We start from the raw sequence: 26,284 nt of genomic DNA, 5'->3' as shown, positions 1-26,284 counted from the left end.
TTAAAGTGTATTCGTTAATTTGGTTGTTTGTTTAAAAACAGCATTAAAATTACTATTTACCTGTTTTTGAATTGCTTCAATCGTAATTCCTTTATAATTTGCTGCTAGCGCATAAACAGCTTGAATTCCTTCTTCAACCGTATCTGTTTCCAAGAAAAATTTATCATTTGGCATGTTTTTAAAAACAGTTTCTAATTCGGGATTTTGCAACAAATATTTTCCAAACGAAATGTAAAATCCATTTCTGATTAATTGATTTGCTATTTGCTCATTTTTTGAAAATCCATGAAGAATCATTGGAACTGTTATTTTTAATTTTTTCTTGATTGCAATAACTTCCTGAAAAGCGCCAACGCAATGTATCACAACTGGTTTTTGATATTTTTGGGCTAAAGCCAATTGCTTTTCAAAAACGTTTTGCTGTAAATCAAATGCAATTGCAATGCGTTTATCTAATCCACATTCTCAAACGGCAAGACAATTTTTTTCTTGTAATTTACTTTCAATACTTTGTAAATCTAATGTCAACCTGTTTTCATCGATATACCAAGGATGAATTCCTATGGAGTAAAACGGAATGGAATCATCAAATTCGTGCGGATATTGATTGACTAATTCCAATACATCCAATTGATTTGTAGCATTATGTGTATGTAAATTGAAAAAATCCATTAGTCGTGAAATTTCATAACTCCTGCTTTTATTGCTATATTCAAATCGTTTTCCAAAGGTACTTTTGGACAGGAAAACTTATGATTATAAGCACAATACGGATTGTATGATGTGTTGAAATCTATGCAAATCGAATCACCTTTTGGGATTCTTAAATCAATATATTTTCCGCCAATATAACTTTCTTTACCAGATGTTAAATCAGAAAAAGGTAAAAACAAATAGTCTTTGTACTCGTTATTTTTAGAAAGTTCAATGTTCCGATAAATATTTAATTTGAACTTTAAACCATCAATCATAAAATGAGCTTCGCCATATTTTACATACAGTGGTTTTCTATCTGTAGAGGTTTTCATCTCGAAAGGCTTTTCCTTTTTTGTCCTTACAAATTTAGCTGTAACAAAGAATTTTTCACTTATTGGATAAAAATCTAACGCTTTAAAAGTAGCCAAATCTTCTGGAGTCAAAGGACTTGATTTAGAATCTGCATATTCAGTATTCAATTCTTTTTGAAATTTTTCGACAACAGCAACATCAAATTTTTCTTGGCTAAAGCCAAAATTAAATAAGCCGAAAATTGCTAAAAACAGAATATTTTTCATTTTAAAATTTTATACAAAAATAGCTTAAAGTTATAACGTCACAAGGTACGGACCAATAAAATTTTTACCTTTGTACAAACATAATTACACTACATGTTCCAAACGGCACTTCGACGCTACATCAATAATTTTAGAGGGTTTAGGCGCGAAGTATGGATTCTGACTCTGATTACTTTTATCAATAGAGCAGGCACTATGGTTTTGCCATTTTTATCTAAATATTTAAAAGAAAATCTTCATTTTACATACACCCAAGTGGGTTGGATTATGGTTGCATTCGGAATTGGTTCCATGCTGGGTTCGTGGTTGGGTGGCAAATTATCCGATAAAATTGGATTTTATAGGATAATGGTTTTTAGCCTTTTTACTAGTGGAATTTTGTTTTTTGTGTTGCAATTTATCACCACTTTTTGGGGTTTATGTTTTGGAATGTTTTTACTAATGACCATTGCCGATATGTTCAGACCTGCAATGTTTGTTTCATTGAGCGTGTATGCAAAACCCGAGAATAGAGTTCGAGCATTGTCTTTAGTACGATTAGCAATAAATCTTGGATTCGCTGCAGGACCAATGCTTGGCGGATTAATTATATTGGGAATTGGCTACCAAGGCTTGTTTTGGGTCGATGGTAGTACGTGTATAATTGCCATTTTAATCTTTGCGTTTTTTGTAAAAGAAAAGAAAAAAATACCGGAACTTCTTGATGAACAAAATCTTGTCCTAGAAAAAAAATCGGTTTTTAAGGACAAATCTTTTTGGGTTTTCTTATTTATAAGTTTTACAACTGCCATGCTCTTTTTTCAAATTTTCACTACTTTACCCCTATTTCATCATGAACAATTTGGATTATCTGAATTTGAAACAGGATTGATAATCTCATTAAATGGACTTTTGATTTTTATGTTTGAGATGCCTATTGTAAGTTTATTCGAAAGAAAAAAAATCAACAGAATTAAAAGTATTCTTTTGGGAACGGTTCTTATGGCTATAAGTTTCTATATTTTATTGTTTGATGCTTGGGTAGGAATTTTAATAATTAGTATCATTATAATAACTTTTGGCGAAATTTTTATTTTTCCGTTTGCCAATGGATTTGCTATGAGTAGAGCTCCAAAAGATCAGGTTGGCAGATACATGGCTTTGTACACCATGAGTTTTAGCCTAGCACATATTATAAGTTCTAAACTAGGTCTCGAAATTATTTCCCGTTTTGGTTATACTACAAACTGGATTGTTATGGGAAGTTTTGGAATTGCAGCCATGCTTTTTTGTCTAAAACTAAAACAAATGATAAAAAATAATCCTAGTTAAACCAACTAATTTTATTTTAAAACTTAAATTTTAGTTAAATAACTGTTATTATAGTTTTATAACTACAAATATAGTTGTAAGTTTGTTCAACTCTTTATTGAGTTTACAAAATTTATACAACTATGCAAAAACTCACCAACAAAGAAGAAGAAATAATGCAAATTTTATGGAAGCTTAAAAAAGCTTTTGTAAAAGAAGTAATGGCAGAAATCACTGAAGATCAACCTCATTACAACACGCTTTCAACGATTATTAGAAACCTAGAAGAAAAAGGTTTTGTATCCTATAATGCGTATGGAAACACCCATCAATATTATCCAATTGTAAAAATAGAAGACTATAGAAAGCGTTTTATGACAACTGCAATTGATACTTATTTTGACAGTTCGTATAAAAATATGGTGTCCTTTTTTGCCAAAGAAGAAAAAATTTCTGCCGAAGAGTTACGTGAAATACTAGCCATGATTGAAAAAAAACAATAGTATGGAAACACTATTTATATACTTCATCAAATCCAGTGGATTAATAGCCCTATTTTATTTATCCTATTATTTTATGCTGCGAAAAGAAACATTTTTCAATAGCAATCGTTCGTTTTTAGTATCAGGATTACTAATTTCGGTAGTGTTACCGTTTGTGACATTTACCAAAACCATTTGGGTAAAACCAAGTACAGAAAATATAGATTGGTCAAAATTTCCTGCTTCAACTCCAATCGAAAACGAGGTTTTTGAAATCAATTGGTATTTGGTTTTTGGAATTATTTACGCCACAGGAATGGTTTTATTTCTAATGAAATTTGCTTTCGATTTTTTCAGTTTATCCAAAGTTTTAAAAGGCAAAACTATACAGCAACAAGCTGATTTTAAATTTGTTGATGTAACCGAAAACATTTCACCTTTCTCTTATTTTAATTATATAGTTTACAATTCTAGATTATACACCACAACCGAATTAGAAAACATCTTGGAACACGAAAAAGTCCACAGCGCTCAAAATCATACTATTGATGTGCTGATTTCCAGATTATTTTGCATTCTGTTTTGGTACAATCCCTTTGTTTGGTTGTACAAAAAAGCAATTATTCAAAACCTCGAATACATTGCTGACAACGAAGCATCAAAAAACATATCCGACAAAAAAGCTTATCAATTCACGCTTTTAAAAATAACAACACAGGAAAATTGTGTTGAAATTACCAATCATTTTTATCAATCATTAATCAAAAAACGAATCGTTATGTTAAACAAAAATCAATCAAACAAAAGAAATTCTTGGAAGTACGCAACAGTAATTCCTGCATTAATTGCCTTTGTCTTTTTATTTCAAGTAAAAATTGTTGCACAAGAGAAAGAAACAACAGTGATACAAGAAAAAAATTCAAATATTACAGCAGTTTTCATTGACAAAAATGCTACTGAAGCAGAAATGAAAAATGATGCAAAAACCTTAAAGGAACAGCACGGAATTACACTTAAATTTTCGAATGTAAAGAGAAACAATAGTGGAGAAATTACTGGAATTAAAGTCCAATATAAAGATAAAGAAGGAAACTCAGGTGTGAATCAATTTAATGGAAAAGATCCTATAAAACCAATACACTTTTATAAAACCAACACTACTATTGGATTTGGCGAACCAAATGAAGTTAGTATGATTTCGGTAAACAAAAATTCAAATGGTTCAAACGAATACTCCTATTCTATTCACAATGATAATGAAAATGGAGAAGAAATAAAGGTAGAAGTTAATGCACCTGAAGCTCCAGAACGTCCAGAATTTAATGAAAATCAAGAAGTTCCTGAAGCACCAGAATTTCCTGGTCATAAAATAGATAAAAAAATTATTGTTAAACGTATCACAAACGGTAACGCAAAACCCATAATTATACTCAATGGAAAAAGAGTTGACAGTGATGTTGACATTTCAGACATTGATCCAGAAGATATAAGTTCCGTAGATGTTTTGAAAGGAAATCATGCTATAAAAAGGTATGGCTCAAATGGTAAAAACGGAGCCATAGTAATTACTACGAAAGAAATCAATAAAATAAGAAATGAAGCGATGAAAAACGCTCATAAAGATATGGAAATGGCCCGAGTTGAAATGGAGAAAGCAAGACCTGAAATGGAATTAGCTAAAATCGAAATGGAGAAAGCGATGCAAAACATGCGCCCAGAAATGGAGAAAGCAAGAGCCGAAATGCTTCAAATGAAAGAGGAGATGATCAAGGCAAAAGCCGAGATGGAGAAAGCAAAAGCAGAATTAGAAAAAGAAAGAGCAAAGATCAAAAAAGAATAAAAAATCAATTAGTTTATAAAAAGACGGTTCCTAATCAAGACCGTCTTTTTTTATATCTTTGATAAAAAATAGAAATGTACAAAATTCTAGCCCAAATAAATAAACTTATTCTGCCGAGTTTCACAAAAAAAAGATTGGATTTGGCCAAAGCCAAGAAATGGCAAATGGCAATCATTGGTTATCGCTATTATGTAACTACAAGAGCACTAGATTGTTGATTTCAAATTTTTGATTGTAGTTCAGTAAGCTTTCGGGTAGATTTAAAAAAATGATTTAATTTTGATTTTCAGTTTGTAAGATTGTCAAAATAACCTATATTTGCACCCACAAAATAGGCCTTGTGGCGCAACTGAATAGCGCACTTGATTACGGCTCAAGAGGTTACTGGTTTGAATCCAGTCAAGGTCACGAATAAAAAGAAATAGTCTAAAAATAATCAAGCTCGCTTGAAATTATTTTTAGACTATTTCTTTTTTCAAAGCGGAGCTTTGTTGGATGTTGCGAAGCAAAATCCATTACAAGAACCATTATTAAGTCTACAATGCTCGCTTGAGCGTTTTTTTGTTAATAGTATTATCAAAGCGGAGTTTTGTTGGATGTTGCGAAGCAAAATCCTTTTCAAAAAAAGTTGTTATACCTTTTTATTTTAGTCCGGAAGCGTCGGGATTAATGGAATAACTTTGTCATTCTGACGCAGGAATAATCTCAACAAACTTGAGTATAAAGATGAGATTCTTCCTGCGTCAGAATGACAAAACGCCGACTAATTTTTGTCGGTAAATTCAAAATTAAGCTGGTATTAATCAACAAAACGCGCTGGAGCGTTTTGTTGTTAATAGCATTTTCAATCCCGATACTTTGGGCATGGTTTTTTAGATATTGCGAAGCAAAACCCTTTTAAAATAAATGAGATTGATTATTTTATTTTGAAGTTCTAAATTTAATGATTCTATTATTTGGATTAAATAAGTCTTTTCCAATAAATATAAATCATTCGCAATTTTACTATAATTTTACACCATCAAACAAAACTTATGCTACCTGATTACATCATCGACACCGAATTCAAAAATGTTATTTTTAATGAAAATGAAATTAAATTTAAAGATTTCGAAAACTGTACTTTCCTAAATTGTGATTTTAGAAACTGCGAATTTAAAACCGTTACTTTTATTGACAGTAATTTTGTTGATTGTAATTTTCAAGACACCAAAATAAATTATGTTTCTTTACGTGGCGTATTTTTTACGAAATGCAATTTCACAAGCGTTAATTTTGCCATGACAGATCAGGTAATTTATGAATTTAATTTTACGGATTGCTTATTGGATTATGCCCAGTTTTATGCATTAAAACTCAAAAAAATGCAGTTCATTAATTGCAGCATGATTGCTGTAGATTTTATGGCAAGCGATCTTACCGAAGTGGTTTTTGATAATTGCAACCTAAGAAGAGCCGTATTTATTGATACTATTGCAAACAAGGCTAACTTTACAACCAGTTACGATTATATTATTGATCCTGAAAAAAATAAATTAAAAAAAGCACAATTTTCTGTCGAAGGTTTAAAAGGACTTTTGATGAAATATGATATTGTAGTTCGCTAATTATTTAATTCCATTTACGAAATACATTTTCAACATTCCTCTGTTTTTTACTTCGATTTCTCCTCGATAATCACATTTAATAATATCCTTTACCAGATGATACGTGTTTTCGGAAATATTTATTTTACCAGGTTCAGAGTTGGATTCCATTCGTGATGCAATATTCACCGTATCGCCCCAAATGTCGTAGGCAAATTTCTTTGTACCTACTACTCCTGCTACAACTGGACCGGTATTTATCCCGATGCGTATGTTAAAACGGGTTTGGTTTTCGGTAGCATTATTTTTGGAATCCTGAACAAATTGAGCAATTTCAATAGCTGCAAGTGCCATTTTACTAGCATGATCTTCAGTCTCAAAAGGCAAACCTCCAGCACACATATAGGAATCACCCACTGTTTTAATTTTTTCTAAATCATATTTTTCAATTATTGAGTCAAATTTCGAAAAATAAAAATCCACACTTTCTACTAACTGTTCTGGAGATAACTTCTCGGCATAGTTAGTAAATCCTTCAAAATCTGTAAATAATACGGTAACTGATTCAAATTTTTTGGCTCGAACTTTACCACTTTGCTTTAATTCGCGAGCAGTTTCTTCAGGCAAAATATTTAGCAATAAACGGTCTGATCGATTTCTTTCTTCTTCAATAATGGCTTTGGTTTTTTGAATGAATTTGTTGCGTCTGTACAATCCAAAAGCTACTATTATGATAAATAAGAGTGTACTTATAGTGGCATATATTAGATTGCGTTGTCTTTTGACTTTGAGCTGTTGAATTTCTTTGTCTTTCTTTAATAAATTGACTTGAATTTGTTTTTGCGAAACTTCGTAATTGGTTCGTAAATCTGCAATTTGCTGAACAGATTTGAGGTTTGTAACACTATCTCTATACGCAATGTGATCTTTGTAATGTTGTAGAGATTTTGCTTGATTTCCCGCTTTTTCATACAATTGAAACAACTTGCGATTTGATCTGCTGGCTTGCTCTTTTAGACCATATTTTTCGGCTAGGTTCAAACTTCTTTTGGCATAACTCAAAGCGGTTTCCCAATCGTTTTGTTTCAAATAAATATCCGACATGTGAATGAGATAATCTGAAATGGCATAATAATCCTTTAGTTCTTCGAGAATGGCAACTGCTTTTTTAATATATTCCATTGCCAAAACATCTTTTTCTTGCTCGGCATAAACCATACCTATATTACCCAAATTATAAGCTGTACCAATTAAATAATTAGACTTCTTGAAAAGGATGCCTGATTCTTCAAAATATTTTAAAGCAATTCCGTATTTTTTATTTTTATAATATTCCTCACCTACATTTAATAATACAGAGGCCAAGCCAATAACATTATCCGTTTTTCTTAATATTGCGATTGCTTTATTATAATAAACTTCAGCGTTTTTTGAATTGCCCATGACAGAATAGACATCAGCAATAGACGAATAGGCTGTTCCTTGACCTACAAGATAGTGTCCGGTTATCGCTGCTTCTTCACTTTTGATAAAAGCGTCTAATGCTTTATCTAAATCTCCAGAAAGCCTGTGTTTATTCCCTTTTTGAAAGTATCCTCGGTGAAGATATAAATAGTTTTTTTCTAATTTTGAAAGCGCAATAAGCTCTTCGGCATATTGCAATCCTAATGCAGAATTGTTTACTTCATTAAAAGATAAATTTCTAAGCAATTCTAATTGCTCAGAACTGCTTAGAGTTTTACCATTTTTATAGATTTTTGCCAAACTATCTGCCACTTTTTGCTCTTGAGTAAAAGCGGTCGTATTCAGAAAAAACAAAAAACCTATAGTAGTAGAGACTTTAAAATAATATTTTAAAAATCTCAATTCCATTTATTGATTTATCGCTAGTTTTGGATCAATACTATAAGTTTTAAAATCTGTGCCAGAACTATAAACTCTGAAAAAAATAGTATACACATCATGCTGATTAAGCAAGTTATTATCATTTCTAACATTTGCGTTTACATTTCCAGATCTTCCGCCAGAACCGTTAAGTGTTTGCCAATCAAAAAAATTAACGTCCGTAGAATCTGGTTCATAAACAATACTTGTAATTGCAACAGTGTATCCGCTATCATTAGTAGCACCAACCCACTTAACATTATTATTGATATACACTATAGAAGTGAAACTTTCGATAGTTCCATTGGGAGAATTGCCATTATTGTCATCATTTAGCGAACAACAATTATCAACATCCGATTGAGTCGGATTTTGAATACCATAAAGCCTATTGGCTTGTACATTCAAAGTAATTACTACAGGTTTTGCCATAATTAAAATATTTAAAGGTTAATAAATACATATTTATAAAGACCATTTATATAATTTGGCGGGGCAACCAATGAGGTTAATTTACTTGTAATGAAATAATTGGGACATCAAATATAGATAATTTATTTACAATTAACAGAATTTATTTACTAAATTAGTACTTTATTGGACGTCTAAATCTAAATATACAATTATGCACACAAACCATAACTCTATAAATTGGAAAGAAATATTTCATCTAAAAAATGTTTTACTTAATCTAATAGGCGTTGCATTTATAACTCTAGCTTTGAAGGGTTTTATGCTACCAAATAATTTTCTAGATGGTGGAGTAATTGGAATTTCTATTCTAATTCATGAAATTACACATTTACCATTTGGCATTTTAGTTCTTGTTCTAAACCTTCCGTTTTTGTTTTTAGGAAATAAATTACTCGGTAAAACTTTTGCTTTGCAAAGCTTACTCACTTTTTTATTAATTGCTGCCAGTATGACTTTTATTCATATTGATGCTGTTACATCGGACCGGCTTTTAATTGCTTTATTTGGTGGTTGTCTCATTGGTATTGGAATGGGATTTTGCATTAGAAGTGGCGCTGCAGCAGATGGTTTCGAAATTTTGGCATTATTAACTACACGCAAAATTGGTCTCAATGTATCCGAAGTAATTTTTGCAATGAATACCTTACTGTTTCTTGCTGCTGCATGTTTTTTTGGAATATCGACTGCTTTATATTCAATTGTAACTTATTTTTCGGCAATTAAATCGCTAGATTATGTTGTTCATGGATTGGAACAGTACACCGCTTTACACATCATTTCCTCTCAAAGTGAATTGATTAAGGCATTGATTGTAAAAAAATTCAAAAAAGGAATAACAGTAATTAAAGGAGAACGTGGCTATTTACCAGATAATTTCGATTTAAAATCAGATTGTGACATCATTGTAACAGTGGTAACCAGACTCGAATTACTAAAAATTAAAGAGGCAATTAGTCTAATCGATCCCGATGCATTTACTTACATTCAATACATAAAGGAAGCTAAAGGTGGAATTTTAAGAAATAGAAGCAAACATTAGACTCGCATGAATTACAGCTTTTTCTCCATTTTATAATCATCCATTATATAACCCTTCCCAATTTCTATAACTTCGTCAGCTACAATTTCAAAACCATTTTTTTGATAAAAAGCGACTGCGTTATTGTATTTATTTACGTTCAAGGACAATGTTTTTAAGTTATTTTCGATAGCTAATGATGCCGCTTTATCCAATAATAATTTACCAACGCCTTTGCCTTGAGCTTCGGGCAAAATATAAATTTTATGAATTTTGGTCCATAATTCATTTTTATAATAATGCTCAATGGCTATAAATCCTAATGCATGAGTTCCTTCTGAAGCAATAAAAAATTGCTGTTGATTTTGAAACTGCTCTAACAATGCATTTTCGGAATACATTAACTTTAACATATAATCCAGTTGCTCTTGTGATATAATTTCTCCGTAAGCAACAGGCCAAGTTTGGTGTGCAATTTCTTGTATTATAGCAATATCCGTTGTTGTTGCTTGGGTAATTGTAATCATTTTGTGGTTAGAAGTTATTCGTTAAAAGTTAGAGGTTAGAAGTTAACACAGAACCGAGTATTCTGAACTGAACACTAAATAACTGAACACTGATCACTTAAATTATCCATGAATAGTTTCGCCTTTGCCATAATTAGCAATGACTGATTCTTCGAATTCTAACCATTCTCTCCACCGTTTTTCTACATCTATTCCTTGTCCATATTTTCGAGCATAGGTAATAAAAGTGGTGTAATGTCCAGCTTCGCTTTCCATTAATTCGCGATAAAATTGCGATAATTCTTCGTCTTGAATATTTTCTGAAAGGACTTTAAATCGTTCGCAACTTCTGGCTTCAATCATTGCTGAAAACAACAATCGTTCTACAAAACCAGAAACTCGACTTCCGGTATTGCTCCGCTTCATATATTGTGCTAATTCGCCAACATATTCGTCCTTGCGTTCTCTACCCAATGTCAAACCACGTTTTCTGATAATGTCATGCACCATCTGAAAATGTTCTATTTCTTCTTTGGCCAAAGCCAACATATCACTCACTAAATCAGGATATTCAGAATTGATGGTAATAATTGTAATCGCATTCGAAGCTGCTTTTTGTTCACACCAAGCGTGATCAGTCAAGATTTCTTCGATGTTTTTTTCTACAATATTTACCCAACGTGGATCAGTTGGTAATTTTAATCTGAATGTGGACATGAGTTGGGAGTTAGAAGTTGGGAGTTGGGAGTTGGGAGTTATAAGTTATGCGTTTAAACGTAAAACCCATAACCCATAACTCATAACATTTTTTTTAATAAACAAACATGGCGCGTTCGCTCATCATTTCGTTTACTTCATTGGCTACTTCTTCGATAATGGCTTCATCTGTGTGATTCATCAACACTTTATCGATTAAAGCAACAATAGTTTCCATATCTTCTTCGAGCAAACCACGAGTAGTAATTGCTGGTGTTCCTACACGAATTCCTGATGTTACAAATGGGGATTTATCATCAAATGGAACCATGTTTTTGTTTACAGTAATTTCTGCTTTTACCAAAGCGTTTTCGGCATCTTTACCCGAAATATTTTTGTTTCTCAAATCAATCAACATCATGTGATTGTCAGTTCCGCCAGAAATAATATTGTACCCTCTTTTTACAAAAGCATCAGCCATAGCGTTTGCGTTTTTTTGCAATTGCATCGCATACGTAAAAAATTCATCTTTTAATGCTTCACCAAAAGCGACTGCTTTGGCAGCAATAATATGCATCAAAGGTCCACCTTGATTTCCTGGAAAAACAGCTAAATCTAATAAGGAAGACATCATTCTAATTTCTCCTTTTGGAGTCGTTAATCCCCATGGATTTTCGAAATCTTTTCCCATCAAAATCAATCCACCACGCGGACCACGCAAGGTTTTGTGCGTAGTTGTTGAAACAATATGACAATGCGGAATTGGGTCATTCAACAAACCTTTAGCAATTAATCCTGCAGGATGTGAAATATCAGCAAATAAAATGGCACCAACTGAATCTGCAATGACTCTAAAACGCTCAAAATCCATATCTCGAGAATAAGCCGAAGCGCCAGCGATGATTAATTTTGGTTGTTCTCTTGTGGCAATTTCTTGAATTTGGTCGTAATCCAATCGTCCTGTTGCTGCGTCTACACCATAAAAAACTGGCGTATATAATTTACCCGAAAAGTTTACTGGTGAACCATGCGTTAAATGTCCGCCATGTGATAAATCAAAACCTAAAATTTTGTCTCCAGGTTTCAAACAAGCGTGATAAACCGCTGTATTTGCTTGTGAACCCGAGTGTGGTTGCACATTGGCGTATGCGGCACCAAATAATTCTTTGGCTCTATCAATAGCAATTTGCTCCACAACATCAACCACTTCGCAACCGCCATAATATCTTTTTCCAGGATATCCTTCAGCATATTTATTGGTCAAACACGAACCTGCAGCTTCCATGACTTCATCGCTTACAAAATTCTCCGAAGCTATAAGTTCTAATCCGTGTATTTGTCTGTCTTGTTCTTCTAAAATAAGGTCGAAAATTTGTGAGTCGCGTAGCATTTGTGTGTTTTTAGTTAATTTGTGGCAAAAATACAAAAAAACGTTTGGTAAATTGTCAGATTATAATATATTTGATGAGTAATTTTCAACAAAATAATTAACAAAAATATGCCAATATCTGCCAATAATACTAATAGAAAATCATGGTTAGAAGTTCCTGTTAACAGCGATTTTCCGATTCAGAATATTCCGTTTGGCGTTTTTTTAACCAAAGAAAATGTAGTAACAGTAGGAACTCGAATTGGTGATTTCGCCATCGATTTAGGCGCTTTGCAACAATTAAATTACTTTGAAGGTATCGAATTGACTGATGATATGTTCATGCAAGATACTTTGAATGATTTCATTTCTGATGGAAAAAAAACATGGCGATTGGTACGAAATAGAATTGCCGAAATTTTCGATGCTGTAAATCCACTTTTGCGGGATAATGCAAAAGATAAAGACATTGTAATCTTTAGAATGGAAGATGTAGAAATGCAATTGCCTGTTTTAATTGGTGATTACACTGATTTTTATTCCAGTAAAGAACATGCTACGAATGTAGGAAAAATGTTTCGTGATCCCGAAAATGCCTTGTTGCCCAATTGGCTACACATTCCGGTAGGCTATCATGGACGCAGTTCTACTATTGTTCCATCGGGAATTCCGGTGCATCGCCCAATGGGACAAACTTTGCCTAACGGCGAAACATCTCCTGTTTTTGGGCCATCACGATTAGTAGATTTCGAATTAGAAACCGCTTTTATCACAACCGATGTTAATATTATGGGCGAAAATATTCCTGTAAACGAAGCCGAAGATTATATTTTCGGGATGGTTTTATTGAATGATTGGAGCGCACGCGATATTCAAAAATGGGAATATGTGCCACTTGGACCTTTTTTGGCAAAAAACTTTGCTTCGTCAATTTCGCCTTGGATTGTTACCATGGATGCTTTGGAACCTTTTAGAACCAAAGGACCAAAACAAGAACCAACACCTTTACCCTATTTGCAACAAAAAGGAAAACATTCGTTTGACATTAATTTAGAAGTTGCCATTCAGCCCGAAAATGCGAATGCAACAGTAATTTCTCGTTCTAATTTTAAGTACATGTATTGGACAATGAGCCAGCAATTAGCGCACCACACTTCGAACGGTTGTCGAGTAAATTCTGGCGACATGATGGGTTCAGGTACTATTTCTGGACCAACAGCGGACAGCTTTGGATCTATGCTAGAATTAACTTGGGGCGGAAAAAATCCAATTGTATTAAATGATGGTTCAACCCGAAAATTTATCAATGATAATGATACGGTTATCATGAAAGGTTTTTGTCAAAACGGACAAGTTCGACTAGGTTTTGGCGAAGTTTCGAGTAAACTTTTACCCACTTTTGTAAGGAAATAAAAGAGCAAGTTATGAGAAAATTTTTCTTTTTTTTGAGTATGCTATTGGTGAGCAATTCCATTTTTGGACAAAAACCATGTGATAAAAACCCAAAATATGCTGAATTTGATTTCTGGGTTGGCGAGTGGGAAGTCTATGATTTAAAAGGAAAAATTGCTGGACACAGTACCATTACTAAAATCTTAGACAATTGTGTAATTCTCGAAGAATGGACATCAGCAAGTGTGCAACAAGGGCTAACTTATAGTGGCAAAAGTTATAATTCGTACAATGCCGCTACCCAACAATGGCAACAAAACTGGGTCGATAATACTGGCGGAAGCAACGAATATCTCACTGGGCGTTTTGAAAATGATGCCATGCAATTTTTGAGTAGACCTTTTGCGCTCGACAAAAATACAACTGCCATACGAAGACTTACTTTTTATAAACTGAAAGAGAATAAAGTACGCCAATTTGGAGAAATTTCTAAAGATGATGGCAAAACTTGGACAAGTGAATACGACTTAGAATACCGCCCAAAACAAAAATAATTAAAAACCAACATTAAACTAACTCGGGGCAGAACCCTAGAGGTTTTGAAGAAGTTAACACAAATTTACAAACAAAAAAATCTGTGAAAATCAGTGTAATCTGTGGAAAAAAACAAATCGAAGCAGAGCTTCAAGGAATTTAACCTAAAGTGATTCAATATTTACTATGAAAAAAATTATTCTTTTTTTGACTTTTATCGCTCTAAGTTCTTGCGGTGTAAAACAAACGCAAAATTTATTAAGCTCTGGAAACTATGACGAAGCTATTGCTAATGCCGTTGCTAATTTGCAAAACAACAAAGACAAAAAAGGGAAACAAGATTATATTTATCTCCTCGAAGAAGCGTTTACAAAAGCGAAGGAACGTGATTTAAATACTTTAAATCTTTTGGCCAAAGACGCTAATCCTGCACAATTAGAACAAATGTACAACACCTATCTGCAGTTGAACAACCGTCAAGAAAAAATAAAACCATTGCTTCCATTAAAACTATTAAACGAAAATCGCAATGCCCAGTTCCCTTTTGATGATTATAATGAGCAAATCGTATCAAGCAAAAACGCATTAGCAAGTTATTTATATACCAACACCAAAAATTTAATGCGCACTGCCAATAAAATGGATTTCCGAAAAGCGTATGATGATTTGACTTATCTCAATCAAATAAACCCCAATTATAAAGATGTTTTAAAGCTAATGGATGAAGCGCAATTCAAAGGAACCGATTTTGTAAACGTCTATACTAAAAACGAAACCCGAATGATTATTCCAGCTCGTTTACAAAATGATTTACTCGATTTCAGCACGTATGGATTGAATGACAAATGGACTGTTTATCACAGTTCTAAACAAAAAGATATCGATTATGAATATGGATTAATGGTTAATTTTAGAGAAATCTACATTTCGCCAGAGCAAATAAAAGAAAGAGAGTTTATAAAAGAGCGATTAGTAAAAGATGGGGTGAAAAAACTTATTGATGCCAACGGGAAAGTGGTTGTAGACGATAAAGGAAAAGAAGTTTATGTTGATAATCTCGTATCTGCAACTGTAAAGATTTATGAATTCAGACAGTTTAAATCCTGCCAAATTATAGCCAAAGTAGATTATGTAAATCTTAAAACCAATCAATTAATACAATCCTTTCCGGTAACAAGCGATTATATTTTCGAGAATATTTACGCCACTTATAAAGGTGATCGTCGTGCTTCTGACGATAATTATTATTCCTATTTTGATCGTAGAGCTGTTGCTTTTCCTTCAAGTGAGCAAATGATTTACGACACAGGCGAAGATTTAAAAAAGAAACTCAAAGACATCATCAGCCGAAATAGATTTAGAAATTAATCCAATTCATAACTCCTTGAAAATTTACTTTTAAGGAGTTTTTTTTTAATAATAAAAAAAACATTACGCTCCAATTTTGTTACAAATCAAAGAATTTCTTTTATGTTTCAAAATTTATTGTATTATTGCACCCATGAATAAATCAAGTTTACATATAACTTCAACCTCACGGACAAACCGACCTGTAACTTCTCCCGAAGTACGGATGCTATTAGTATAGTTTCCACAGCGAGTTTCGTTTTATTTTTATTCATTTTTCATTTTTACGTTTTGAAATTACCAACCCATTTTATTGGATTATCATATCCTAAAAACACTATTCTATTTTCATTGTTCTCAATTAATTTTTTTGAGATTTTAATGAAGAATAAAAACAGTATTGGCATTTCAAAACAAATACATTTCTCTTTTTTTAATTTAAAATTTAGCTTTTAAAATGAAGATTACTATAGTCATAACACAAGAAGAGCATTATAAATATTCGCAAGAAATATGCGACACAATTGAGTTGTCTGCCCAATTAAGAGGCACAGGAATTGCAAAAAGAACGCCTGCTTACATTCAGAAAAAAATGGAAAATAAAGATGCCGTTATCGCATTAGACAATGGCAAATTTGCAGGGTTTTGTTATATCGAAAGTTGGCAACACCATAAATTTGTAGCACATTCTGGTTTAATTGTTCATCCCGATTATAGAAATCACGGTTTAGCCAAAAAAATAAAATCATTTGTCTTTGATTATTCCTTAAAAAAATATCCAGATGCCAAAGTTTTCGGGATCACCACAGGATTAGCAGTAATGAAAATCAATTCGGATTTGGGCTACAAACCAGTTCCGTTTTCAGAGCTCACAACAGATCCAAGCTTTTGGTCAGGTTGCAAAACCTGCACCAATTATGAAATTCTAAAGAGCAAAGACAACAAGATGTGCCTTTGTACAGGAATGTTATACGACCCAAAAGAAAAACAAAAAGAACCACCAAAACATCCCTTTAATGTCCGGATTTGGAACAGATTGAAAGAAATAAAACAAGCACTGTTCTTAAAAAAATAAACAAAAATGAAAAAAGTAGTATTAGCATACAGCGGCGGATTAGACACATCGTATTGTCTAAAATATTTAAAAAACGAACAAGGATACGAAGTTCATACTGTATTAATCAACACAGGAGGATTTGACGATGCTGAACTAAAAGCTATCGAAGACAGAGCTTATGAATTAGGTTCTGCAAAACACGCAAACCTAACTATTGTTGATAAATATTACGACAAAGCCATCAAGTATTTGATTTTTGGAAATGTGTTAAAAAACAATACCTATCCATTATCAGTAAGTGCAGAGCGTGTTTTTCAAGCCATTGAAGCGATTAAATACGCCAAATCTGTTGGTGCAACTGCCATCGCTCACGGAAGTACTGGTGCAGGAAACGACCAAATTCGTTTTGATTTGATTTTCCAAACCATCGCTCCCGAAATCGAAATCATCACTCCTATTCGAGACTTGAAATTATCCCGTCAAGAAGAAGTCGATTATTTAGCTAAAAATGGCGTGAATTATTCTTGGGAAAAAGCGCAATATTCTATCAACAAAGGACTTTGGGGAACTAGTGTTGGAGGAAAAGAAACCTTGACTTCAAGCAAACCACTTCCTAGCGAAGCGTATCCTTCTCAATTGACAAAAGAAGGTGAAGAGAAAGTAACTTTAGAATTCTTGAAAGGAGAATTAGTTGCTGTAAATGGTGTAGCTGACAAACCTTCAAACAACATTGTAGTTCTTGAAAAACTGGCTAATGCTTATGCTATTGGTAGAGATATTCACGTTGGAGATACGATTATCGGAATCAAAGGAAGAGTTGGTTTTGAAGCTGCTGCACCTTTAATTATCATCAAAGCGCACCATTTGTTAGAGAAACATACTCTCGGCAAATGGCAACAATACTGGAAAGAACAACTAGGAAACTGGTACGGAATGTTGTTTCACGAAGGGCAGTTTTTGGATCCTGTGATGCGAAACATCGAAACTTTCCTGGAATCAACTCAAGAAACGGTAAATGGAACCGTAACCGTTTCTTTGAAACCGTATCACTTTTCGCTTGACGGAATCGAATCTAAAAATGATTTGATGAATACCGGTTTTGGACAATATGGCGAAATGAACAACGCTTGGACATCCGACGATGCCAAAGGATTTATCAAGATTTTAGGAAATGCGCAGAATATATTTTCATCGGTAAACGACTTGAAATACGATTAAAAATATTTTACCACAAAGTTCACAAAGAAGGCACAAAGTATACGAAGCTTTCTGAACTTCGCGCCTTCTTTGTGAACTTTGTGGTTAATTTTGAATTTACTATCTAAGGGAATTTCTAAAAAGTTTTTTAAAAAATTAAATTATGATTACTATCGGAATAATTGGCGGTTCAGGTTACACGGCTGGAGAACTCTTCAGAATATTGATGTTTCACCCCAACGCAAAATTGGATTTTGTTTACAGCACAACCAATGCAGGAAAACCTCTTGCTGTAGCGCACCACGATTTGCTGGGCGACATCGATATGAATTTTACCAACACCGTAAATCCTAATGTAGATGTCGTTTTCTTGTGTTTAGGACACGGAAAATCAATTTCTTTTTTAGAAAGCAATCAGTTTTCAAACCAAACCAAAATCATCGATTTAGGAAATGATTTCCGTTTAATAGAAGACAACAATTTCAATGGAAAATCTTTTGTTTACGGGTTACCTGAGTTGAACAAAACGGCTATCAAAAGTGCACAATATATCGCCAATCCGGGTTGTTTTGCAACAGCAATTCAATTAGCATTATTGCCATTAGCATCCCACGGATTATTGAATGATGATGTGCATATCAACGCCACAACCGGAAGTACCGGAGCAGGAGTTACACCTTCGGAAACGACGCATTTCAGTTGGAGAAACAACAATATGTCACATTACAAAGCGTTCAATCACCAACATTTGGGCGAAATAAACCAAAGCGTGAATCAATTGCAATCGGCTTATAAAAACGAATTGATTTTTGTTCCGAACAGAGGTGATTTTGCAAGAGGAATTTTTGCTACACTTTACACAACAATCGAAGAAAGTTTGGAAGATGTACTGGCAAAATATCAAGATTTTTATAAAGATCAACCCTTCGTAACCGTTACTACTACAGACATCAATATGAAACAAGTGGTGCAAACGAACAAATGCATCATCAGTTTAATGAAAAAAGGAAACCGGATTTTGATAACTTCGGTAATCGATAATTTAACAAAAGGCGCTTCGGGACAAGCCATTCAGAATATGAATTTAATGTTTGGTTTGGACGAAAGCACGGGATTACATTTGAAACCAAGCGGATTTTAGTTTCTCAACAACCCTTTCAGGGTTTAAAACCCTGAAAGGGTTAAATAATTTAAAATAAATATTATGAACTTATTTGACGTTTATCCATTATACAACATCACGCCTGTAAAAGCATTAGGTTGCAAAATTATAGACAACAACGGTGTGGAATACTTAGATTTATACTCTGGTCACGGCGTAATTTCTATTGGTCATACTCAACCGGATTATGTAACCAAATTAAAAAATCAATTGGACAACATTGGATTCTATTCTAATGCAATTCAAAACCCATTGCAGGTGGAATTAGCTGAAAAACTAGGTAAACTTTCTAGATATGAAGATTACACCTTATTCTTATGCAGTTCTGGTGCCGAAGCCAATGAAAATGCTTTGAAATTGGCCTCTTTTCACAACGGAAAATCTCGTGTTATTTCGTTTGAAAATGCATTTCACGGAAGAACATCAGCGGCAGTTGCAACAACCGATAACAAGAAAATTGTTGCGCCAATTAACGCCCAACAAATCGTTACTTTCTTGCCTTTGAATCAAATCGATTTGGTAGAAGCCGAATTAAAAAAAGGCGATGTTTGTACTGTAATTATCGAAGGAATTCAAGGTGTTGGCGGATTAGACGAAGGTACAACTGAATTTTTTCAGGCTTTAGAAATAGTTTGCAAACAATACGAAGTAGTTTTGATACTCGACGAAGTACAATCAGGTTATGGTAGAAGCGGAAAGTTTTTCGCTCATCAATATCATAACATTAAAGCCGATATCATTTGTCTTGCCAAAGGAATGGGGAATGGTTTCCCGATAGGTGGAATTATGATTTCACCAAAATTCAAAGCCAGTTACGGATTATTAGGCACCACTTTTGGCGGAAGCCATCTCGCTTGTGCCGCAGGAATTGCAGTTTTGGATGTTATTGAAGATCAAAAATTAATGGACAACGTGAATGACGTTTATACTTATTTCTTGGAAGCTATCAAACAAGTTCCCGAAGTGATTAAAGTAAAAGGTAAAGGATTGATGTTGGGGGTTGAATTTGATTTTGATGTCTCGGAATTGCGCAAAAAAATGATTATCGACAAACATATTTTTACAGGAAATGCCAATAATAAGAATTTGTTAAGAATCTTACCTCCATTGACTATTAAAAAGGCTGATATTGATACCTTTATAGTCGCTTTGAAAGAAACATTGACAGAATTAAAATTATAATTAAAACATTTACAATATAAGTTTTTTAACCATATAAGGTATTTAAGGACATATAAATTCTTATTCCAATTTGCTTAAATGAAATTATATACCTTACATGGTTGAAATTTTAAATTTATATTTTTACCCATAATTAAATCCTAAAAATGAACACATTATTATCCATAGAAAAAAGAAATGCTGTTTTAAGCCGAATGGCAGAACTTTTGGAACAGGAACGAGCCAATCTTAAAAGTATCAATCAACAGGATATGAGCAATTATTCTGGTGATGATTTGGCTATGGAAAAGCGTCTGTTAGTTGATGATTCCAAAATCGACGGAATGATTTTGTCAATGCATCAATTGGCAAGTCAGAATGATCCTGTTGGACAAGTTCGTTTTAATTTTACTCACGACAACGGAATGAAAGTCATCAATAAAACAGCAGCTTTTGGAACAATAATGATTATTTATGAATCACGTCCTGACGTAACGGTGGAGGCTGGAGGAATTGCTTTCAAGTCTGGAAACAAAATTTTGCTGAAAGGCGGAAAAGAATCTTTGCTGTCCAATTTGAAAATTGTTTCTCTTTGGCATCAATCCTTGGAAGAGAATAAAATTTCTAAAGATTGTGTTGAATATTTGAATTACAACCGCGAAGAAACGCAAGCTTTCCTGGAAAATCCAACACAAAAAGTTGATTTAATCGTACCTCGTGGTGGCGAACAATTGATTGCTTTTACCAAGAAACACGCGACTTGCCCAGTAATCGTTAGTGGTCGCGGGAATAATTTTGTGTATGTAAACCAAGAAGCCGATTTAAAAAAAGCCCTTGATATTATCATCAACGGAAAAACAACAAATATTGGCGTTTGTAATGCTTTGGATAAGGTTTTGATTGATTCAAAATTGCCAAATTGGGAAGTTTTTGCAAAACAATTAGTTGATGAATTGAAAAAATACAAGGTTGAAATTTTAGGCGATACTGCTTTCGCAAATGCAACTCAAGTGCCTACTATTACAAACGAGGAAATTTGGTACGAAGAGTTTTTGAATTACAAAATTGTTGTTGGAATCGTAAATTCGGATGAAGAAGCGATTGCTAAAATTAATCAATATTCCGGAGGACATTCGGCTTCGATTATTACAGAAAACAACGCTATCGCCCAACAATTTATGGAAAAAGTAGATTGCGCTGCGGTGTATCAAAATGCTTCAACACGTTTTACCGATGGCGGACAATTTGGTCTTGGAGGAGAATTGGCGATAAGCACAGATAAATTGCACCAACGCGGCCCAATAGGATTACAACATTTGGTTACTAATAAATGGTATATTTACGGAGAAGGACAGGTTAGATGACAGATTTTATATTACAGATTAACGATTTTTGATTTCAGATTGGAAAAATAAGTAAAACAAAACGCTTTGTGAACTTTGTGTTTTAAGCGTTTCAATTATAAAAAACTTTGTGCCCTTTGTGGTTAAAATTATGGCAAAAAAAAGAATCTTATTAAAACTCGGAAGCAACACACTTACCAAGGAAACTAATCATATTTCGAGAGGAAAGATTGAGGATATTGGTATGCAAATCGCGGCTTTGAAAGATGATTACGAGTTTATAATTGTAAGTTCAGGGGCAATTGCTGCAGCAAAACAATTTGTAAAACTAGACAATCAAGACGAAGATGTTTTTATGAAACAAGCTCTAGCTTCCATAGGTCAGCCGCATTTGATGCGAATTTACCAAGAAAATTTTAGTGATTTAGGATTATTCACTTCCCAATGTTTACTCTCTTATTCTGATTTCGAAAAAAAGCAAACCAAACTCAATATCGTAAACACAATAAATGTGTTGGTCAAAAACAATTACATTCCAATCATCAACGAAAATGACACGGTTGCCACGGACGAAATCCAGTTTGGCGATAATGATAAATTAGCTGCATTAACAGCTGTTTTGTTAAACGTTGATATTCTGATTATAGCTACTAATACCAATGGAATTTATACTAAAGCTTCAATCAAAGATGAATTTCCAAAGACTATCGAATTAGTTACTGATTTAGAGCTTTTACAAAAAGAAATTGGCGATTCAAAATCGTCTCACGGAACAGGTGGAATGCAGTCCAAAATTGATTCGGCGGCAATTGCCAAAGCGGCGAACATCGAAACCTGGATTATCAATGGTTTGGAAGACAACTTTATTTTGAAAGCCTTAAAAAAAGAAATTGCGTTTACGAAGATTGTATAAATTGAGACACGGATGACACGGATTCGCTATCGCGAAGACACAGATGAAAACGGATTTTTTAAAGTTATTAAAGAAATAAGATAATTTTAATGAAGTTATAAATGGAATTATTACACGAAGAATTAACAAACGCAATTATTAAAACTTTTTACGAAGTTTATAATGAGTTGGGTTATGGTTTTTTAGAAAAAGTGTATCAAAATTCTTTGTATTTAGAATTAAAAAATAAAGGTTACAAAGTTGAAGCCCAAAAGAAAATATCGGTTTATTATAAAGAAACTGAAGTTGGAGAATATTATGCAGATTTGCTAGTTGAAGATTTAATTATACTTGAATTGAAAGCCGCCGAATGTATTGTGAAAGATTTTGAAAATCAAATTCTAAATTATTTAAGAGGAACCGATTGTGAAGTGGGTTTACTACTCAACTTTGGGAAGAAACCCGAATTTAAAAGAAAAATATTTGAAAATTACAGAAAATAAAAAATTGAACGCAGATAATACTGATGCTTCGCAAACACAGATAAAAACTGATTTTTTTATTGATATTAAAATTAATTAGAAAAAATTCGCTTGTATAAGCGTACAAATAATAAAACAAAAAACACAAGTGAAAATCCGTTCTTATCCGTGTCTTCGCTTTAGCGAATCCGTTTAATCAGCGTACAAATAGCAAATAACAAAACAACAAAAATCCGCTCTTATCCGCGTTTTCGCTTTAGCGAATCCGTTTAATCAGTGTACAAATTATTTACAACTATGAACTTTATATCTATACAAAACATAGATTCACTCGATAAATGGGTGAAACAAGCGTTAAAAATCAAAAAAAATCCGCTCAAGAATAAAAAACTGGGGAAGAACAAAACCTTAGGAATGTTGTTTTTCAACTCTAGTTTAAGAACTCGTTTGAGTACGCAAAAAGCAGCCTTGAATTTGGGGATGAACGTCATAGTAATGAATTTTAACAGCGAAGGCTGGACACTCGAGTTCGAAGATGGAGCTATTATGAATCAAGGTGCTTCGGAACACATCAAAGAAGCGGCAGCAGTGGTTTCGCAATATTGCGATATCATTGCCATCAGAGCTTTTGCAGAATTAATTGATAAAGAAAAAGATAATGCCGAAACCGTAATTTCTGGCTTTTTGAAATATGCTACTGTTCCAATAGTGAATATGGAAAGTGCTACTGGACATCCAATGCAATCTCTTGCCGATGCGATTACAATAGAAGAACACAAAACTCCTCACAGAGCCAAAGTGGTGCTGACTTGGGCGCCACATCCAAGAGCTTTGCCTCAAGCAGTTCCCAATTCCTTCGTGGAAATGATGCAAAAACAACCAACTATGGACTTTGTGATTACACATCCAGAAGGTTACGAATTGAATCCTGAAATCACCAAAGATTCCAAAATCGAATACGATCAAAACAAGGCTTTCGAAAATGCCGATTTTATTTATGCCAAAAACTGGAGCAATTACAAGGAATACGGAAAAATTACGAATTCTGACCCGAATTGGACAGTAACTGCCGATAAAATGAAACTAACTAACAATGCCAAATTTATGCATTGCTTGCCTGTTCGTAGAAATATGATTGTAAGCGATGAGGTGATTGACAGCGAAAATTCAGTGGTTATCGAACAAGCCAATAACAGAACTTATTCAGCTCAATTAGTGTTGCAGAAGATTTTAGAAAATAGGAAATAGAAGATTTGACAACTTTCTAAAGAAGATTTGACAACTTTCTAAAAGTTGTCAAATCTAAACTTTTCAAAACTATCAAATCTAAAAAAATAAAAATGTCAAATAAGAAACCCTTATCCATCATAAAAATTGGTGGCAACATCATCGATAACCCAACGGAATTGTCGCAATTCTTGGAAGATTTTTCCAAGATTGAAGGCAACAAGATTCTCGTTCACGGTGGCGGAAAATCGGCTACCAGAATGGCACAAAGTATTGGCTTGATTCCTCAAATGATCGACGGAAGACGAATTACCGATAAACCAATGCTGGATGTAGTCGTGATGATTTATGCCGGCGAAATCAACAAAAATATCGTGGCCCAATTGCAAGCCAACAACACGAATGCAATGGGTTTTTCTGGTGCTGATGGAAATTTGATTCAATCCACCAAAAGAAACCATCCAACCATTGATTACGGTTTTGTGGGCGATGTTCAAAAAGTGAATACACCATTATTGGAAACTTTAATCAATAGCGGAATTGTCCCCGTTTTCTGTGCGATTACACACGATAAAAACGGGCAATTATTAAATACGAATGCGGATACAATCGCCAGTGAATTGGCCATTGCCGCATCGGAAGTTTATGAAGTAACCTTGAATTATTGCTTCGAAAAAGCGGGAGTTCTTACTGATGTTGATGACGAAAATTCGGTAATCGAACAAATCAATTCGGCTCTTTATTCTAAATTAAAAGAAGAAGGAGCGATTCATTCCGGAATGATTCCGAAATTGGACAACTGTTTCAATAGTTTGTCCAAAGGAGTCCAAAAAATAAAAATTGGTCATCATAACATGTTGAAAAACAACAAGACTATTTGTACGAGCATAGAATTATAAATACTAACAACTCTGACAGGGTTTTGAACCCTGTCAGAGTTAAATCGATAATTTTGAAAAACATAGAAACCCTTATACAAGAAGCCATTGCGCTATTAAAATCGCTAATTGAAACGCCTTCCTATTCGAGTGAAGAAGATCTAACAGCACTTTTAATCGAAAATTGGTTTACCCAGAACAACATTCCTTTCGAAAGAGAAAACAATAACATTTGGGCTTTCAATAAACATTTTGAGAAATCCAAACCCACGCTTTTACTCAATTCGCATCACGATACCGTAAAACCGAATCAAGGTTACACGAAAAATCCATTTGAGGCGATTGTCGAGGATGGCAAATTATTTGGTCTGGGAAGTAATGATGCAGGCGGATGTTTAGTTTCATTAATAGCAACATTTACTCATTTTTATGCCGTTGAAAACCTGCCATACAATATAGTAATCGTGGCTTCGGCAGAAGAAGAAAGCAGCGGGAAAAACGGATTAAACAGCGTTTTGAAACATCTTCCAGAATTGGATTGTGCCATCGTTGGCGAACCAACATTAATGCAATTGGCTGTAGCCGAAAAAGGATTATTGGTATTGGATATTGTGGTAAAAGGCACTGCAAGTCACGCTGCACATAACAATCCAGACAATCCAATTTACAATGCAATGGCCGTGATTGAATGGTTCAAAACCTATCAATTCGAGAAAATATCCGAGGTTTTAGGTCCGGTAAAAATGACCGTAACTCAAATTTCCGCAGGAAAACAACACAATGTAGTTCCAGCCGAATGCCATTTGGTTATTGATATTCGGGTGAATGATTGCTACAACAATACCGATATTTTGGAAACGGTAAGAGCAAACGTGAACGCGGAAGTAACGCCACGTTCGATGCACTTAAACGCATCGGCAATTCCTGTGAATCATGGATTAGTTCAAGCAGGAATCGCTTTGGGAAGAACGACTTACGGCTCGCCTACCCTTTCGGATCAATCAGTTTTGTATTGCAAATCTTTGAAGTTGGGACCAGGAGAAAGCTTGCGGTCACACTCGGCGGACGAATTTATATATATCAACGAAATAGAAGAAGGAATCGATTTATATATCAAAATACTGACTGATTTTTTCAAAATTAAATAGTACGGACAGGTCGCGAGCTGTCCCAACAAAATAAAAAATACGCTT

General features: G+C 33.8%; 25 protein-coding genes, 1 tRNA gene and 1 pseudogene. 20 read left to right on the top strand and 7 right to left on the bottom strand.

Going from position 1 to position 26,284, the window contains the following annotated elements:
* Positions 1 to 672, bottom strand: a pseudogene (locus RMO53_RS01685) (TatD family hydrolase).
* Positions 672 to 1,274, bottom strand: a complete 603-nt coding sequence (locus tag RMO53_RS01680) for a DUF1684 domain-containing protein (protein ID WP_310377615.1) — start codon at positions 1,272 to 1,274, stop codon at positions 672 to 674. Before RMO53_RS01680 ends, RMO53_RS01685 begins: the two are co-directional and overlap by 1 nt.
* A 93-nt stretch (positions 1,275 to 1,367) precedes the next feature.
* Between RMO53_RS01680 and RMO53_RS01675 the strand changes: the two genes are divergently transcribed.
* From RMO53_RS01675 to RMO53_RS01650, 6 genes are all read left to right on the top strand, one after another.
* Positions 1,368 to 2,585 carry an MFS transporter gene (locus RMO53_RS01675; protein ID WP_310377614.1) on the top strand — a complete coding sequence of 406 codons (1,218 nt, stop codon included), beginning with the start codon at positions 1,368 to 1,370 and terminating at the stop codon, positions 2,583 to 2,585.
* A gap of 122 nt (positions 2,586 to 2,707) precedes the next feature.
* Positions 2,708 to 3,067: a BlaI/MecI/CopY family transcriptional regulator gene (locus RMO53_RS01670; protein WP_310377613.1), complete on the top strand. Its 360-nt coding sequence runs from the start codon at positions 2,708 to 2,710 to the stop codon at positions 3,065 to 3,067.
* 1 nt (position 3,068) lies between these two features.
* Positions 3,069 to 4,886, top strand: coding sequence for a M56 family metallopeptidase (locus RMO53_RS01665; protein WP_310377612.1), 1,818 nt, complete (start codon positions 3,069 to 3,071; stop codon positions 4,884 to 4,886).
* A gap of 74 nt (positions 4,887 to 4,960) precedes the next feature.
* Positions 4,961 to 5,104, top strand: a complete 144-nt coding sequence (locus tag RMO53_RS01660; protein ID WP_310377611.1) for an SsrA-binding protein — start codon at positions 4,961 to 4,963, stop codon at positions 5,102 to 5,104.
* Between the two features lie 116 nt (positions 5,105 to 5,220).
* Positions 5,221 to 5,294: transfer RNA gene (locus tag RMO53_RS01655), tRNA-Arg, on the top strand.
* Positions 5,295 to 5,920: 626 nt separating this feature from the next.
* A complete protein-coding gene (locus RMO53_RS01650) occupies positions 5,921 to 6,493 on the top strand; it encodes a pentapeptide repeat-containing protein (protein WP_310377610.1) in 573 nt (190 codons plus the stop codon).
* Here the strand turns inward: RMO53_RS01650 and RMO53_RS01645 are convergent, their stop codons facing one another.
* Positions 6,494 to 8,344, bottom strand: a complete 1,851-nt coding sequence (locus tag RMO53_RS01645; protein ID WP_310377609.1) for an adenylate/guanylate cyclase domain-containing protein — start codon at positions 8,342 to 8,344, stop codon at positions 6,494 to 6,496. It lies immediately after the preceding gene.
* Complete coding sequence (locus RMO53_RS01640; protein ID WP_310377608.1) at positions 8,345 to 8,788, bottom strand: hypothetical protein; 444 nt, start codon at positions 8,786 to 8,788, stop codon at positions 8,345 to 8,347. It lies immediately after the preceding gene.
* A gap of 193 nt (positions 8,789 to 8,981) precedes the next feature.
* Here RMO53_RS01640 and RMO53_RS01635 point away from each other — a divergent pair, with 193 nt between their 5' ends.
* Positions 8,982 to 9,869, top strand: coding sequence for a YitT family protein (locus tag RMO53_RS01635; RefSeq protein ID WP_310377607.1), 888 nt, complete (start codon positions 8,982 to 8,984; stop codon positions 9,867 to 9,869).
* A gap of 11 nt (positions 9,870 to 9,880) precedes the next feature.
* Here RMO53_RS01635 and RMO53_RS01630 read toward each other — a convergent pair whose 3' ends face one another.
* From RMO53_RS01630 to glyA, 3 genes are all read right to left on the bottom strand, one after another.
* A complete protein-coding gene (locus tag RMO53_RS01630; protein WP_310377606.1) occupies positions 9,881 to 10,375 on the bottom strand; it encodes a GNAT family N-acetyltransferase in 495 nt (164 codons plus the stop codon).
* A gap of 102 nt (positions 10,376 to 10,477) precedes the next feature.
* Positions 10,478 to 11,071, bottom strand: coding sequence for a tRNA-(ms[2]io[6]A)-hydroxylase (locus tag RMO53_RS01625; RefSeq protein WP_310377605.1), 594 nt, complete (start codon positions 11,069 to 11,071; stop codon positions 10,478 to 10,480).
* A 94-nt stretch (positions 11,072 to 11,165) separates the two neighbouring features.
* Positions 11,166 to 12,440: a serine hydroxymethyltransferase gene (glyA, locus tag RMO53_RS01620; protein WP_310377604.1), complete on the bottom strand. Its 1,275-nt coding sequence runs from the start codon at positions 12,438 to 12,440 to the stop codon at positions 11,166 to 11,168.
* A gap of 108 nt (positions 12,441 to 12,548) precedes the next feature.
* Between glyA and fahA the strand changes: the two genes are divergently transcribed.
* From fahA to RMO53_RS01555, 13 genes are all read left to right on the top strand, one after another.
* Complete coding sequence (gene fahA, locus RMO53_RS01615; protein WP_310377603.1) at positions 12,549 to 13,832, top strand: fumarylacetoacetase; 1,284 nt, start codon at positions 12,549 to 12,551, stop codon at positions 13,830 to 13,832.
* An 11-nt stretch (positions 13,833 to 13,843) separates the two neighbouring features.
* The gene (locus RMO53_RS01610) at positions 13,844 to 14,365 is read left to right on the top strand and encodes a hypothetical protein (RefSeq protein WP_310377602.1); all 522 of its coding nucleotides are present in this window, start codon (positions 13,844 to 13,846) and stop codon (positions 14,363 to 14,365) included.
* A 166-nt stretch (positions 14,366 to 14,531) separates the two neighbouring features.
* Entirely contained in the window at positions 14,532 to 15,713 is a 1,182-nt protein-coding gene (locus RMO53_RS01605; protein ID WP_310377601.1) for a hypothetical protein, read from the top strand.
* Positions 15,714 to 16,149: 436 nt separating this feature from the next.
* Entirely contained in the window at positions 16,150 to 16,767 is a 618-nt protein-coding gene (locus RMO53_RS01600) for a GNAT family N-acetyltransferase (RefSeq protein ID WP_310377600.1), read from the top strand.
* Positions 16,768 to 16,773: 6 nt separating this feature from the next.
* Entirely contained in the window at positions 16,774 to 17,967 is a 1,194-nt protein-coding gene (locus tag RMO53_RS01595; protein ID WP_310377599.1) for an argininosuccinate synthase domain-containing protein, read from the top strand.
* Positions 17,968 to 18,109: 142 nt separating this feature from the next.
* Positions 18,110 to 19,087: an N-acetyl-gamma-glutamyl-phosphate reductase gene (argC, locus tag RMO53_RS01590; RefSeq protein ID WP_310377598.1), complete on the top strand. Its 978-nt coding sequence runs from the start codon at positions 18,110 to 18,112 to the stop codon at positions 19,085 to 19,087.
* Between the two features lie 63 nt (positions 19,088 to 19,150).
* Complete coding sequence (locus RMO53_RS01585; protein WP_310377597.1) at positions 19,151 to 20,290, top strand: aminotransferase class III-fold pyridoxal phosphate-dependent enzyme; 1,140 nt, start codon at positions 19,151 to 19,153, stop codon at positions 20,288 to 20,290.
* Between the two features lie 146 nt (positions 20,291 to 20,436).
* Positions 20,437 to 21,633 carry a glutamate-5-semialdehyde dehydrogenase gene (locus tag RMO53_RS01580; protein ID WP_310377596.1) on the top strand — a complete coding sequence of 399 codons (1,197 nt, stop codon included), beginning with the start codon at positions 20,437 to 20,439 and terminating at the stop codon, positions 21,631 to 21,633.
* 130 nt (positions 21,634 to 21,763) lie between these two features.
* Positions 21,764 to 22,525 (top strand): glutamate 5-kinase, encoded by a 762-nt coding sequence (gene proB, locus RMO53_RS01575; protein ID WP_310377595.1) that lies wholly within the window; start codon positions 21,764 to 21,766, stop codon positions 22,523 to 22,525.
* 101 nt (positions 22,526 to 22,626) lie between these two features.
* Positions 22,627 to 23,007: a GxxExxY protein gene (locus RMO53_RS01570; protein ID WP_310377594.1), complete on the top strand. Its 381-nt coding sequence runs from the start codon at positions 22,627 to 22,629 to the stop codon at positions 23,005 to 23,007.
* Between the two features lie 276 nt (positions 23,008 to 23,283).
* Positions 23,284 to 24,234 (top strand): N-acetylornithine carbamoyltransferase, encoded by a 951-nt coding sequence (locus RMO53_RS01565; RefSeq protein WP_310377593.1) that lies wholly within the window; start codon positions 23,284 to 23,286, stop codon positions 24,232 to 24,234.
* Positions 24,235 to 24,326: 92 nt separating this feature from the next.
* On the top strand, positions 24,327 to 25,112 hold the full coding sequence (gene argB, locus RMO53_RS01560; protein ID WP_310377592.1) for an acetylglutamate kinase: 786 nt from the start codon (positions 24,327 to 24,329) through the stop codon (positions 25,110 to 25,112).
* Between the two features lie 53 nt (positions 25,113 to 25,165).
* A complete protein-coding gene (locus RMO53_RS01555) occupies positions 25,166 to 26,239 on the top strand; it encodes a M20 family metallo-hydrolase (protein ID WP_310377591.1) in 1,074 nt (357 codons plus the stop codon).
* Positions 26,240 to 26,284: the final 45 nt, after the last annotated feature.

The organism is Flavobacterium sp., assembly GCF_031409475.1.
Taxonomy (GTDB): domain Bacteria; phylum Bacteroidota; class Bacteroidia; order Flavobacteriales; family Flavobacteriaceae; genus Flavobacterium.
The sequence above is the reverse complement of the archived record's forward strand: the minus strand, read 5'-3'. Positions and strand labels throughout refer to the sequence as shown.